General features: G+C 74.2%; 11 protein-coding genes. 6 read left to right on the forward strand and 5 right to left on the reverse strand.

Annotation, left to right across the window (positions count from 1 at the left end):
- Nucleotides 1–185: 185 nt before the first annotated feature.
- The 4 genes from ACTWM8_RS08490 to ACTWM8_RS08505 form a co-directional block, all read right to left on the reverse strand.
- Nucleotides 186–2,255: a 3-hydroxyacyl-CoA dehydrogenase NAD-binding domain-containing protein gene (locus tag ACTWM8_RS08490; RefSeq protein WP_446213310.1), complete on the reverse strand. Its 2,070-nt coding sequence runs from the start codon at nt 2,253–2,255 to the stop codon at nt 186–188.
- On the reverse strand, nt 2,252–3,445 hold the full coding sequence (locus tag ACTWM8_RS08495; RefSeq protein ID WP_377610082.1) for a thiolase family protein: 1,194 nt from the start codon (nt 3,443–3,445) through the stop codon (nt 2,252–2,254). The genes ACTWM8_RS08490 and ACTWM8_RS08495 overlap by 4 nt, the downstream gene beginning before the upstream one ends.
- A 233-nt stretch (nt 3,446–3,678) precedes the next feature.
- Nucleotides 3,679–4,782: an IS30 family transposase gene (locus tag ACTWM8_RS08500; RefSeq protein WP_446210420.1), complete on the reverse strand. Its 1,104-nt coding sequence runs from the start codon at nt 4,780–4,782 to the stop codon at nt 3,679–3,681.
- Between the two features lie 65 nt (nt 4,783–4,847).
- A complete protein-coding gene (locus ACTWM8_RS08505; RefSeq protein ID WP_446213311.1) occupies nt 4,848–6,155 on the reverse strand; it encodes a ribonuclease D in 1,308 nt (435 codons plus the stop codon).
- 201 nt (nt 6,156–6,356) lie between these two features.
- On the opposite strand from ACTWM8_RS08505, the gene ACTWM8_RS08510 reads away from it, so the two are divergent.
- Nucleotides 6,357–7,586 carry a S1C family serine protease gene (locus ACTWM8_RS08510; RefSeq protein ID WP_446213312.1) on the forward strand — a complete coding sequence of 410 codons (1,230 nt, stop codon included), beginning with the start codon at nt 6,357–6,359 and terminating at the stop codon, nt 7,584–7,586.
- Between the two features lie 175 nt (nt 7,587–7,761).
- Nucleotides 7,762–8,604 carry a hypothetical protein gene (locus ACTWM8_RS08515; RefSeq protein WP_446213313.1) on the forward strand — a complete coding sequence of 281 codons (843 nt, stop codon included), beginning with the start codon at nt 7,762–7,764 and terminating at the stop codon, nt 8,602–8,604.
- 16 nt (nt 8,605–8,620) lie between these two features.
- On the opposite strand, the gene ACTWM8_RS08520 is transcribed toward ACTWM8_RS08515, so the two are convergent.
- The gene (locus tag ACTWM8_RS08520) at nt 8,621–9,193 is read right to left on the reverse strand and encodes a DUF3000 domain-containing protein (RefSeq protein WP_446213314.1); all 573 of its coding nucleotides are present in this window, start codon (nt 9,191–9,193) and stop codon (nt 8,621–8,623) included.
- A gap of 208 nt (nt 9,194–9,401) precedes the next feature.
- Here ACTWM8_RS08520 and hemE point away from each other — a divergent pair, with 208 nt between their 5' ends.
- The 4 genes from hemE (at nt 9,402) to ACTWM8_RS08540 (ending at nt 13,027) form a co-directional block, all read left to right on the forward strand.
- Nucleotides 9,402–10,499: a uroporphyrinogen decarboxylase gene (gene hemE, locus ACTWM8_RS08525; protein ID WP_446213315.1), complete on the forward strand. Its 1,098-nt coding sequence runs from the start codon at nt 9,402–9,404 to the stop codon at nt 10,497–10,499.
- Nucleotides 10,500–10,505: 6 nt separating this feature from the next.
- The gene (gene hemG, locus ACTWM8_RS08530) at nt 10,506–11,915 is read left to right on the forward strand and encodes a protoporphyrinogen oxidase (RefSeq protein WP_446213316.1); all 1,410 of its coding nucleotides are present in this window, start codon (nt 10,506–10,508) and stop codon (nt 11,913–11,915) included.
- Nucleotides 11,912–12,613 carry a hydrogen peroxide-dependent heme synthase gene (gene hemQ, locus ACTWM8_RS08535; RefSeq protein WP_446213317.1) on the forward strand — a complete coding sequence of 234 codons (702 nt, stop codon included), beginning with the start codon at nt 11,912–11,914 and terminating at the stop codon, nt 12,611–12,613. The genes hemG and hemQ overlap by 4 nt, the downstream gene beginning before the upstream one ends.
- An 87-nt stretch (nt 12,614–12,700) precedes the next feature.
- Entirely contained in the window at nt 12,701–13,027 is a 327-nt protein-coding gene (locus tag ACTWM8_RS08540) for a CU044_2847 family protein (protein WP_446213318.1), read from the forward strand.
- Nucleotides 13,028–13,038: the final 11 nt, after the last annotated feature.

Consider the following 13,038-nt stretch of genomic DNA (forward strand, 5'->3'; position numbering starts at 1 on the left):
GCGAGGGTGAGAACGCGTGATGTTAGCGAGCCGTGGGCCGGCCGCGCTGCCCCGTCCGAGTCTGACCGGGCCGGGCAAGTGGCGCGCGGGGCAGGCCCGCGCCGGTGCCCCAGACGCGATCGCGGTGGCCGGCGACGCCCCTGATGAGCGTGCCGACCACCGCGATCGCGGTGCAGCGGAAGGGATCAGCCGCGCAGGCTGGCGACCCCGCGCGGCAGGAACCGCTTGCCGGTGACCTTCTCGGAGGTGCCGGTCCGGTCCAGGTACGGCGTGACGCCGCCCAGGTGGAACGGCCAGCCGGCGCCGAGGATCATGCACAGGTCGATGTCCTGCGCCTCGGCGACGACGCCCTCGTCGAGCATCAGCCGGATCTCCTGCGCCAGCGCGTCCAGCGCGTTCTGGCGTACCTGCTCGGCGGTCAGCGGCTGGTCGCCGACCACGAGCAGCTTGGCGACCTCGTCGTTGATCTGGTCGTCGACCACGATCGGCTGGCCGGAGTCGGCGATCCGCTTGAGGTTCTCGCTGACGCCGAACCGGTCCGGGAAGGCGGCGTGCAGGGTGCCGCCCACGTGGTACGCCACGGCCGGCCCGACCAGCTGGAGCAGGGCGAGCGGGCGCATCGGCAGACCCAGCGGGTCCAGCGCGCTGTTCGCCACGTCCAGCGGGGTGCCCGCGTCGACGGCGGCGAAGACCGTGCCGAGGAAGCGGGTGAGCAGCCGGTTGACCACGAACGCCGGGGCGTCGGAGACCAGCACGGAGGACTTCCGGAGCTGCTTGCCGACGGCGAACGCGGTGGCCAGCGTGGCGTCGTCGGTCCGCTCGCCGCGGACGATCTCCAGCAGCGGCAGCACCGCGACCGGGTTGAAGAAGTGGAAGCCGACGACCCGCTCGGGGTGCTCCAGCTCCTCGGCCATCGCGGTGATCGACAGCGACGAGGTGTTGGTGGCGAGCACCGCCTCCGGCTTGACGATCTTCTCCAGCTCGGCCCAGACCTGCTTCTTGACATTCAGGTCCTCGAAGACCGCCTCGATGACGAAGTCGGCGTCGGCGAAGACGCCCTTGTCGACCGAGCCGCTGACCAGGCCGTACAGCTTGGCGGCGGTGCCCTTGTCCATCCGGCCCTTGCTGACGGCCTTCTCGATCTGGGTGTGCACGTAGCCGACGCCCTTGTCCACCCGGGCCTGGTCCAGGTCGGTCATCACGACCGGCACCTGGAGGCGGCGGGCGAAGAGCAGGGCGAGCTGGCTGGCCATCAGGCCGGCGCCGACGATGCCCACCTTGGTGACCGGCCGGGCCAGGCCCTTGTCCGGCGCGCCGGCCGGCCGCTTGGCCCGCCGCTGCACCAGGTCGAAGGCGTACAGGCCGCTGCGCAGCTCCTCGGAGAAGACCAGGTCCGCCAGCGCCTCGTCCTCGGCGGCGGTGCCGGCGGCGAAGTCCGCGTCCTTCGCCGTCTCCAGCAGGTCCAGCGCCTTGTACGCGGCCGGGACCGCGCCGTGCAGCCGCTGGTCCAGGGTCTGCCGGGCGAAGTAGAGCACGCCCGCCCACATGTCCTTGTCGACCTCGGGCCGGGTCACGGTGACCTCGCCCCGCACGACGCCGGCGGCCCACTCCAGGGACCGCTCCAGGAAGTCGGCCGGCTCCAGCAGCACGTCCGCGATGCCCATCTCGGCAGCCTGCTTCGGCTTGAGCATCTTGTTCTGCATCAGCGGGTTCTGGATGATCACCTGGGTCGCCGCCGGGATGCCGATCAGGTTCGGCAGCAGCTGGGTGCCGCCCCAGCCGGGCACCAGGCCGAGCGAGACCTCGGGCAGCGCCAGCGCCGCCGCACCGCCGGAGAGGGTCCGGTAGTGGCAGTGCAGCGCCAGCTCCAGGCCGCCGCCCATCGCCGCGCCGTTGACGAAGGCGAAGGTCGGGATCGAGCTGTCCTTGAGCCGGGCGAAGACCCGGTGGCCGAGCCGGCCGATCTCCAGCGCCTGCTCACGGTCGGCCAGCGCCGGCAGGCCGACGATGTCGGCGCCGACGCAGAAGATGTACGGCTTGCCGGTGACCGCGATGAACGCCGGGTCGGCGGCCAGCGCGGCGGTGATCGCCTCGTCCAGGCTGGTCAGACCGGCCGGGCCGAAGGTGTTCGGCTTGGTGTGGTCGAAGCCGTTGTCGAGGGTGATCAGGGCGGCCGGCTTGTCCAGCCCCGGCACCCGCACCGCGCGCAGCAGCGCCCTGGTGACGACCTCGTTCGGTGCGGCGAGCGCGCTCACTTGTTGCCCTCCCAGTGCGGGTTCTCCCAGATCACGGTGCCGCCCATGCCGATGCCGATGCACATGGCGGTGAGGCCGTAGCGGACCTCGGGGTGCTCGGCGAACTGGCGGGCCAGCTGGGTCATCAGCCGTACGCCCGAGGACGCGAGCGGGTGGCCGATGGCGATCGCCCCGCCCCACGGGTTGACCCGCGGGTCGTCGTCGGCGATGCCGAAGTGGTCGAGGAAGGCGAGCACCTGCACGGCGAACGCCTCGTTCAGCTCGAACAGGCCGATGTCGTCGATGGTGAGGCCGGCGATGCGCAGCGCCTTCTCCGTCGAGGGGATCGGGCCGACGCCCATCACCTCCGGCTCGACGCCCACGAAGCCGTACGACACCAGCCGCATGGCGATCGGCAGGCCCAGCTCGCGGGCGGTGGCCTCGTCGGCGAGCAGGCTGGCGGTGGCGCCGTCGTTCAGGCCGGCCGCGTTGCCCGCGGTGACCTTGCCGTGCGGGCGGAACGGGGTCTTCAGGGTGGCGAGCTTCTCCAGCGAGGTCTCCCGGGGAGCCTCGTCGGTGGTGGCCAGGCCCCAGCCGCCGTCGGCGTCGCGGATCGCGACCGGCACCAGGTCGTCCTGGAGCTTGCCGTTGGCGTACGCCTTGGCGGTCTTCTGCTGCGAGGCGAGCGCGAACGCGTCGGTGCGCTCCTTGGTGACCTGCGGGACCCGGTCGTGCAGGTTCTCCGCGGTGGCGCCCATGACCAGCGCGGACGGGTCGACCAACTTCTCCGCGATGATCCGCGGGTTGGGGTCGACGCCCTCGCCCATCGGGTGCCGGCCCATGTGCTCGACGCCGCCGGCGATGGCGATGTCGTACGCGCCCATGGCGATGCCGCCGGCGACGGCGGTGACGGCGGTCATCGCGCCGGCGCACATCCGGTCGATGGCGAAGCCGGGCACGGTCTTGGGCAGCCCGGCCAGCAGGGCGGCGGTGCGGCCGATGGTCAGACCCTGGTCGCCGATCTGGGTCGTGGCGGCGATGGCGACTTCCTCGACCCGCTCCGGCGGCAGCTGCGGGTTCCGGCGCAGCAGCTCACGGATGCAGCGGATCACCAGGTCGTCGGCGCGGGTGTTGGCGTACATGCCACCCGCCTTGCCGAACGGGGTACGGACGCCGTCGACGAAGACGACATCCCGGACTTCACGGGGCACTTGGAGCCTCCTCTTCGACCATAATTCGGCCTCCGCGCCGCTAGGCGGCGCTACGGACCGAATGAGGGTCGGCCGGCACGGGCGTGTTCCCCCGGATGCTACTCGCCAGTAACCAACCCCGACACCACCCCCCGTGTGGCCCACCCCACACCCGCGCGCCTCCCCGCGAGTGCCGTCGATCATGAAGTTGTCGCCCCGACCCGCCGGGCGATGTCAAGTGGTGAGTGCAATCGTCAGGGCGTGATGAGTTGAGCGAGACGCTGGGTTGGGGTTGCCCAGCTCAGTGTCTGGCGGGGGCGGGTGTTCAGTTCGTGGGCGACCTCGTCGAGGCCGGCCTGGTCGATGGTGCGGAAGTCGTAGCTGCTTTTGGGGAAGTACTGGCGTAGTAGTCCGTTGGTGTTCTCGTTGGTGCCGCGTTGCCAGGGGCTGTGGGGGTCGCAGAAGTAGACCGGGCAGCCGGTGACGACGGTGAACTGCGGGTGGGTGGCCATTTCCACGCCCTGGTCCCAGGCCAGTGAGCGGCGCAGGTGCGTCGGCATCCTCGTGGTCAGGTCGGTGAGTACGCCGATGACGGCTTCGCTGTCGCGGCCGTTGGGTAGGGCGCCGAGCATCACGTAACGGGTGCTGCGTTCCACCAGGGTCACGATCGCTGAGGCGCCGGCCTTGCCGATGACCAGATCACCTTCCCAGTGCCCGGGCACCGCCCGGTCGGTGGCCTCGGCGGGGCGGGCGCTGATGTGCAGGTCGCCGATCCAGGGCCGCCGGCTACGGGCGGCACCCGCGGTACGTGACTGCGGGCGCCGCGCAGTGCGCCCCGACCGCAGGGCCACCTGCCGGGTCAACTCGGCCCGAAGGTTCCCCCGTGACTGCACGTAGATCGCCTGGTAGATCGTCTCGTGGGACACCTGCAACTCCGGCCGGTCGGCGAACGTGGCCCGCAACCACGCGGCGATCTGCTTCGGAGACCACCTACGAGCCAGTTTCCCCGCCACCACCTGCCGCAGCCGCGTACCCACCGCCAGCTTCGACGTTGTCGCCCGGCGTCGCGCCGCGTCAGTCCGCCGCTGCGCCCACTGCGCCTGATACCCCCACCGATACGGGCGACGAGCCCGCCCGGGCGGCAACGACCGCCCGAGCGGATTCTTCGTTCCATGCCGAGCACTGTTGTTCCGCGCCACCTCCCGCGACACCGTGCACACCGGCACCCCGAGAAGCCCAGCGATCTGCGAGATCGTCCGACCCGAGGCCCACAAATGCTCCAACACCTGCCGATGCCCGAACGTCAACACACCCGGCCTCGCCACCAGCACCTCCAGCCCAACCAAGATCAGTTGCACTGAAGCCTAGAAACCGCCCCGAGTGGAGGGGCGACAACTTCATGATCAACGAGAGGCGGGGCGGGTCAGGAGGTGGGGAGGGCCTCGGTGAGGGCGGGGACCAGGAGGGTGAGCTGCCACTCGCGGGCGCCGTAGCCGCGCAGGGTCTCGGCGACGGTGGCCTCGGTGATCTCGTCCGGCGGCAGCCAGGCCAGGCGGCGTACGGAGTCGGGGGCGATCAGGTTCTCCGCGGGCAGGTTGTGCTCCGCGGCCACCCGGACCACCACCTCCCGGCAGCGGGCCAGCCGGCCGGCGGCCACCGGGTCCCGCTCCGCCCAGCGGTGCGGCGGCGGCGGACCCTCGACCGTCGGGGTGACCGGCAGCGCGTCGTCCGGCAGCTGCCGGGCGTCGTCCAGCGCCGCCAGCCAGGTGCGGGCCAGCCGGCGCACCGAACGGCCACCGAACCCGGGCAGGGTCAGCAGCGTCCGCTCGTCCTTCGGATCCAGCTCGGCGGCGGCGACGATCGCCGAGTCCGGCAGCACCCGACCCGGGGCGGCGTCCCGCCGGGCGGCGATCTGATCCCGGGCGTACCACAGGGAGCGGACCCGGGCCTGGGCGCGCGCTCCCCGTACCCGGTGGATGCCGGAGGTGCGCCGCCACGGCTCGGCGCGGACCCGGGGCGGGCGGGCGCCGTTGCGGATCAGCGCGGCGAACTCCTCCGCCGCCCACTCCGACTTGCCCTGCCGAGCCAGCTCCTCGTCCAAGGCGTCGCGGAGGTCGACCAGCATCTCGACGTCCAGGGCGGCGTAGGTCAGCCAGGACTCGGGCAGCGGCCGGCTGGACCAGTCGGCCGCCGAGTGGTGCTTCTCCAGCGTGTAGCCCAGCACCTGCTCGGTGAGGGCGGCCAGGCCGACCCGCTCGAAGTTGGCCAGCCGGGCGGCCAGCTCGGTGTCGAAGAGCCGGCGCGGGCGCAGCCCCACCTCGGCCAGGCAGGCCAGGTCCTGGCTGGCGGCGTGCAGCACCCACTCCGCCCCGCCGATCGCCTCGTCGAGCGCGGTCAGATCGGGCAGCGGCAGCGGGTCGATCAACGCCGTCCCGGCGCCCTCCCGGCGCAGCTGCACCAGGTAGGCGCGCTGGCTGTAGCGGTAGCCGGAGGCCCGTTCGGCGTCCAGGGCCACCGGGCCGTCGCCCGCGGCGAAGCGGGCCACGACCTCGTCGAGTTCGCTCGGGGTGGCCACCGGCTGGGGCGTGCCGTCGCGGGGAGCGGTCAGCGGAACGGGGCCGCCGTCGGGCTGGTCGGTCCCCACGTCCTCCGGCTCCGGCGCGGCCGAGGGCTGGTCGTCTCCCGTACGGCTTTCGGCGGCCCGACGGCGCAGGGGTGGTTCGTCGGTCACCTGACAACCCTAGTGCGCCGCGCGATCCGGTGTGTGCAGCCGGTCCGGCGTGTGTCGGCGAAGCGGCCGGAAGGTGTCGCGAAAGGCCGGACAACGGGGGAGACAAAGCGCGTACGCGTAGGTACGGTCCATCGAGCGTCGCGCCGGTGGAGGTGCCCGAGGTGGCGCCACACGGGGGCGACGGGGAGGGCGGGGGCCATCATGACGGCTGGGTACGGGCCGGGCGGCGGGACACCGACGCAGGGCACGGAAGAGCGCGGGCCGCAGGCGGCCGGCGACGACCGCCCCGGACCGCTGGCACCCCGGATCGAGCGGCCCTGGCCGTCGGCGTACCCGCCGCCGAGCGTACCTGGTCAGCCGGCCCCGCCGTCGGCGTACCCGCCGCCGAGCGCACCCGGCCAGCCGACCCCGCCGTCGGCGCCCGGCGCCGAGCAGCCCGGCCTCGCGGGGCAGCCGACCATCGACATCGCGCCGGCCGGGGCCTACCCGCCGCCCAGCGGCACCTGGTCCCCGCCACCGCAGCCCGGCCAGTGGAGCGCTGCGGCGCCCGCCGCGCCGGCCTACCCGGGCGCCCCCGGGCCGTTCCCCGGTACGCCGGCTCTCGGCCCCTTCCCGCCCGGGGCGATGCCGCCGCCCGGCCCGTCGGCGCCGCACCGGGGGCGTGGGCTCACCGTGGCCGCCCTCGTGCTCGCGGGCGTGCTGGCGGTGGTCACCGGGGTCCAGGCGTACCAGATCGACCGGCTCTCCGACCGTGTCGCCGCCACCGACGGTCGGCTCGCGGCGGCCCGGGAGGGTGCCGAGGTCCGGCTCGACGGCCTCGAGCAGCGGGCCGGGGCGCTGGAGAAGCAGGCGGGCGCCGCCTTCAACCCGGAGGCCATCGCCAGCGCCGTGCTGCCCAGCGTCTTCCGCGTCCGGGCGGGCCAGTTCACCGGCACCGCCTTCGTCGTCGGTAAGCCCGCCGCCGGAGGCGCGGCGAACCTCTTCACCAACTTCCACGTGGTGGAGTCGGTCTGGGAGGGCGGCGGTCGGCAGGTCTTCCTGGAGCGGACCGACCAGCGCTTCCCGGCCACCATCGTCAAGGTCGACAAGGACAACGACGTCGCCCATCTGCGGGCCACCGGCAGGTTCAGCGGCCTGACCACCGCGCCCAGCCCGGTGAAGTCCGGGCAGCAGATCGTCGTGGTCGGCGCCCCGCTCGGGCTGGCGGACACCGTCACCACCGGCGTGGTGAGCGCCTTCCGCAAGGACGAGGACGGCTCCGGACAGGTGATCCAGTTCGACGCCCCGATCAATCCCGGCAACTCGGGCGGGCCGGTGATCAACGGCGCGAAACAGGTCGTCGGCATCGCCACGGCCAAGGCCCGCGACGCCGAGGGCATCGGGCTCGCCGTGCCGATCAAGACCGCCTGCGACGGCTTCCGGATCTGCTGATCCCCGCCCCCGGGTCGGCTCTGCGCCCGGCTCCGGCCGGTGTCCACCGACCGCCTCTCCTTCCGACCGGCCGTTTCCGGCCGGCCCCGCCGACACCCTGTCGGCCATCGACCCAGCTCATCCCCGGTCCGTCGCGAGCGCATCGCGGCGGGCCAGTCACCTGGAGGAAGAACAGATGTCCCAGCCACCGACCGGGCCGGAGGGCTTCCGGCCGGCGTACCCGCCGCAGCCGCCGGCCGCCCCCGGTCAGCAGCCGCCGGCGGCCCCCCATGCCGCCGCCGCGCCGAGCGCGCCGCACCCGGGCGGACCGGTCTCCGCGCCCCCGGTCCCCGGCCAGTACGCGCCCGCCCCGCCGGTCTCCGGGCCCGCGTACGGCCAGCCGATGTCGGCTCCGCCGGTGTCGGGGCCGGTGTACGGGCAGCCGATGTCCGCTCCGCCGGTCTCGGGGCCCGCATACGGGCAGCCGATGTCCGCTCCGCCGGTCTCCGGGCCCGCGTACGGCCAGCCGATGTCCGCCCCGCCGGTGTCGGGGCCCGCCTACGGGCAGCCGATGTCGGCGCCGCCCGGGTCGGCGCCCCCGTTCGGCGTGCCCGCCCCGGGTGCCGGCAAGGGCCGGACGGTGCTGATCCTGGCCGTCGTGGCCGGGCTGCTCTTCGTGCTGAGCGGCGTGATGACCGGCCTGTTCGTCGTCAAGAGCAGCGAGCTGGCCAGCACCGAGCGGCGGCTGTCGGGTCAGGTGAGCGAGCGGGACGGCACCATCGCCGCCAACACCAAGGAGATGGAGAAGCTCCGGGTCGACCTGCAGAGCGCCCAGGACAAGCTGGCGGACACCGAGCAGGACCTCACCGGCACCCGCAACGACCGGGACGAGCAGGCCCGGCAGAAGAAGGTCATCGCCACCTGCCTGGACAAGCTGACCACGGCGCTCGGCGCGGCGGCGGCCGGCAACCGCAGCGCCTTCGACAAGGCCAGCAAGGGCATGAACAAGGTCTGCGACGAGGCCGAGAACTACCTCTGAGCGTCGTCGCCCGGGGTCAGGCCGCGCCGGCCGAGCGGCGCTCGGAGAGCGCGGTCACCCCGGGCGGCGGCAGCCCCGCCGTCGAGGCGAGCAGCGCGCACCACGCCTGAAGGTGCGGGGCCAGGTCGTCGCCGAGCGGCGTCCAGGAGGCGCGGATCTCGACGTCCCCGGCGGCGGGCGGCCCGGCCAGCTCGCCGAACCGGGTCGACATGGTCTGGGTGACCGTGCCGCCGGCCGCCCGGTAGGGCGCGTCGTGCGCCTCCAGGGCGTCGACCAGCCAGGTCCAGCCCACCCCGGGCAGCAGCGGGTCGGCGGCCAGGTCGACCTCCAGCTCCGCGGTGACGTAGGTGACCAGCCGCAGGGTGCCCTGCCACGCCTCGTGACCGGCCGGGTCGTGCAGCAGGATCAGCCGCCCGGTGGCCACCTCGTCCTCGTCGCGCAGCACGGCGGCGGAGAGCGCGAAGGCGTACGGGGCGAGCCGCTGGGGGGCGCCGACCTCCTCCAGCGCGATCTCCGCCCGGGGGGTCACCGACCGCAGCCCGGCGACCGCGCGGGCGAAGGTCTCCGGGAGCGCGATCGGGGGGGCCATGACCGGCAGCCTATGCCGCGCTCCGCCCGCCCGCGCGGACGGCGCGCCGAACGCCGGGACTGCGAAGGGGGGCCGCAGCCGTGCGGGCGGGCGGAGCGGCGGCACGGTTCCGCCCGTCCGCACCAGGGCCGGACGGCCCGGTGGGCGCGGGTCACAAAAGCCGGCGCTGCCCACTGGGGTCCGCCCCGCGCGTGGCACGATTGCCGCGATGACCACCGACACCACGGGCACTGTCGCCCGAGACGGAGTACCCCGCCCCGGCGGACCGGCCGACTCGCCCTTCGTCCGGGCCTGCCGCCGCGAGCCCGTCCCGCACACCCCGGTCTGGTTCATGCGCCAGGCCGGCCGGTCGCTGCCGGAGTACCGGGAGATCCGGGCCAACGTGGGGATGCTGGAGTCCTGCCGCCGCCCGGACCTGGTGGCCGAGATCACCCTCCAGCCGGTGCGCCGGCACGGCGTCGACGCGGCGATCCTGTTCAGCGACATCGTGGTGCCGGTCGCCGCGGCCGGGGTCGACCTGGACATCGTCGCAGGCACCGGGCCGGTGGTGGCCGAGCCGGTGCGCACCGCCGAGGACGTCGAGCGGATCCGCCCGATCGGCCGCGACGACGTGTCCTACGTGGACGAGGCGGTCCGGCTTCTCGTGGCCGAGCTGGGCGAGACCCCGCTGATCGGGTTCGCCGGCGCGCCGTTCACCCTCGCCAGCTACCTGGTCGAGGGCGGCCCGTCGCGGACCCACGCGAAGACCAAGGCCCTGATGTACGGCCAGCCGGAGCTGTGGCACGCGCTCTGCGCCCGCCTGGCCGACGTGACCCTGTCCTTCCTGCGGGTGCAGATCGAGGCCGGGGTCTCGGCGGTGCAGCTCTTCGACTCCTGGGCCGGCGCGCTCTCCGAGGCCGACTACCGCCGCTACGTGCTGCCGCACTCGGCGACCGTGCTCTCCGGGTTGGCCGACGCCGGTGTGCCCCGGATCCACTTCGGGGTGGGCACCGCCGAGCTGCTCGGCGCGATGGGCGAGGCCGGCGCCGACGTGGTCGGCGTGGACTGGCGTACCCCGCTGGACGTGGCCACCCGCCGGATCGGCCCGGACCGGGCGGTGCAGGGCAACCTCGACCCCACCGTGCTGCTCGCCCCCTGGTCGGTGGTGGAGACCGAGGTCCGGCGGATTCTGGAGCAGGGCCGCGCGGCCCCCGGCCACGTGTTCAACCTCGGCCACGGCGTCCTGCCGGAGACCGACCCCGAGGTGCTGACCCGGGTGGTCGCGCTGGTGCACGAGGTGTCCGCGCGCCGGGCCGAGCAGGGCTGAGGCGTCGTGTCGCGGCCGTGGCGGGTGGCGGTGGTCGGCGGTGGGATCGCCGGGCTGGCCGCCGCCGTCCGGTTGCGCGACCGCGCCCCCGCCGGCACCGAGATCACCGTGTACGAGCAGTCCGGCGCGCTCGGCGGCAAGCTGCGGACCGGTGAACTCGCCGGGCAGCCCGTCGAGTTCGGCGCCGAGTCGTTCCTGATGCGTGACCCGGCCGGCGGGGAGTCCGCCGCCGTCACGCTGATCCGCCGGCTCGGCCTGGCCGAGAAGATCGTCCACCCGACCGTCGGGCAGGCCGCGCTCGCCGTCGACGGCGGGCTGCGCCCGGTGCCGGGCGGCACGCTGGTGGGCGTACCCGGGGATCTGGAGCGGGTGGCGACGGTCGCGCGGCCGGCGGTGGACGCCGACCGGGACGGCGGCCGGCCGCTGCTCGGGCCGGACGAGGACGTCGCGGTCGGGACGCTGGTCCGGGCCCGCCTCGGGGACCAGGTGGTGGACCGGCTGGTCGACCCGATGCTCGGCGGCGTCTACGCCGGCCGGGCCGACGACCTGTCGCTGGTCACCACGATGCCGGCGCTGGCCCGCGCGGCCCGCGTCGAGCACACCCTCACCGGGGCGGTCCGCGCCGCCCAGGCCGCCGCGCCGCGCGCCCCGGGCGCGCCGGTCTTCGGGACCCTGGCCGGCGGGCTCTCCACGCTGGTCGAGGCCGCGGCGACGGCCAGTGGCGCGACCATCCGACTCAACGCCGCGGTCCGCGAGCTGACGCCGACCGCGGCAGGCTGGCGGCTGACCGTCGGCCCGACCCGCGACCCGGAGCTGGTCGAGGCGGACGCGGTGGTGCTCGCCCTGCCGGCCCGGCCGGCCGCCCGGCTGCTCGCCCCGGTCACCGCCGAGGTGGCCACGACGATCGGCGGGCTCGACTACGCCAGCGTCGCGCTGGTCACCCTGGCCCTGCCCAACCCGGAGCTGCCGGTGCTCTCCGGCTTCCTGGTGCCGGCCACCGAGGGCCTGCTGATCAAGGCGTCCACGTTCTTCACCACGAAGTGGGGGCACCTGGCCCGGCCGGACGGGATCGCCCTGGTCCGCGCCTCCGTCGGCCGGTACGGCGACGAGACGTCCCTGCACCTGGCGGACGCCGACCTGGTGGCCACCGTGCACCGGGAGCTGTCCGGCGTGCTCGGGGTGGCGCTGCCCGCGCCGCTCGCCAGCCACGTGCAGCGCTGGGGCGGGGCACTGCCGCAGTACGCCCCGGGGCACGGCGACCGGGTCGCCGCCGCCCGGACGGCGCTGCGCGCCGCCCACCCGACGCTGGTCCTGGCCGGCGCCGGCCTCGACGGGGTAGGCATTCCGGTCTGCGTCCGCTCCGGCGAGACGGCGGCCGGAGAGATCATCGAAGCACTGGGAGGATCGGGTTCATGACCGAGCAGACCAACGCGGCCCGGCTCAAGGAGCTCAACGCGAGCATTCGCTACACCATGTGGTCGGTGTTCCGGGCCACCAGCCCGCTGCCGGCGCTGCGGGAGAACGTCACCGGCGAGGTGGAGGTGCTCCTCGAGGAGCTGGCCGGCAAGGACGTCGTGGTCCGCGGCCTGTACGACGTGGCCGGCCTGCGCGCCGACGCCGACCTGCTGATCTGGTGGCACTCCTCCTCCAGCGACGCCCTCCAGGACGCCTACCTGCGCTTCCGCCGGACCACCCTGGGTCGGGCGCTAACCCCGGTCTGGTCGCAGATGGCTCTGCACCGGCCGGCGGAGTTCAACAAGAGCCACATCCCGGCGTTCCTCGCCGACGAGGAGCCCCGGCCCTACCTCTGCGTCTACCCGTTCGTCCGCTCGTACGAGTGGTACCTGCTGCCCGACGCCGAGCGGCGCGAGCTGCTGGCCGAGCACGGCAAGATGGCGCGCGGCTACCCGGATGTCCGGGCCAACACGGTCGCCTCGTTCGCCCTCGGCGACTACGAGTGGATGCTCGCCTTCGAGGCCGACGAGCTGCACCGGATCGTCGACCTGATGCGCGACCTGCGCGGCTCCGGCGCCCGCCGGCACGTCCGCGAGGAGGTCCCGTTCTACACCGGTCGGCGCCGCTCCGTCGCCGACATCGTCAACTGCCTGGTGTGACGGGCTTACCGGGATTGCGTACCCCCGGTAACGTGTCAGATCCATCACGGTAACTGTCGCTGCCGTGCGGATCCGTCTGGAGGCCCGGTGTCGCAGCTCGTCGAGTTCCCGCTGGACGGCGGTGGCGCGATCCGGGTCGAGATCAGCGACGAGGAGGGCGTGGTCCCGGTCGGCCGGGCCGGCGAGGTGGTGGCGCGGGCGCACCAGACGCTGGAGTCCGCGCTGGCCCAGCTGCGGCCGGTGACCGACGCCGTGCTGCGCAACCTGCGCGACGCCGCCGAGCCGCCGGATCGGGTCTGCGTGGAGTTCGGCGTGAAGCTGGCGGCCAAGGGCGGGCTCGTCGTGGCCAGCGGCACCTCGGAAGCCAACCTCAAGGTGCAGCTCGAATGGAACCGCGCCGACCCCGCCGCCTGAGCCGGCGGCGG

The organism is Micromonospora sp. IBSANI012, assembly GCF_052814045.1.

Coding starts and splice junctions, on each gene's coding strand:
- ACTWM8_RS08510 (WP_446213312.1), top strand. CDS start 6,357: ATGACGGCTGGGTACGGGCCGGGCGGCGGGACACCGACGCAGGGCACG.
- ACTWM8_RS08515 (WP_446213313.1), top strand. CDS start 7,762: ATGTCCCAGCCACCGACCGGGCCGGAGGGCTTCCGGCCGGCGTACCCG.
- ACTWM8_RS08520 (WP_446213314.1), bottom strand. CDS start 9,193: ATGGCCCCCCCGATCGCGCTCCCGGAGACCTTCGCCCGCGCGGTCGCC.
- hemE (WP_446213315.1), top strand. CDS start 9,402: ATGACCACCGACACCACGGGCACTGTCGCCCGAGACGGAGTACCCCGC.
- hemQ (WP_446213317.1), top strand. CDS start 11,912: ATGACCGAGCAGACCAACGCGGCCCGGCTCAAGGAGCTCAACGCGAGC.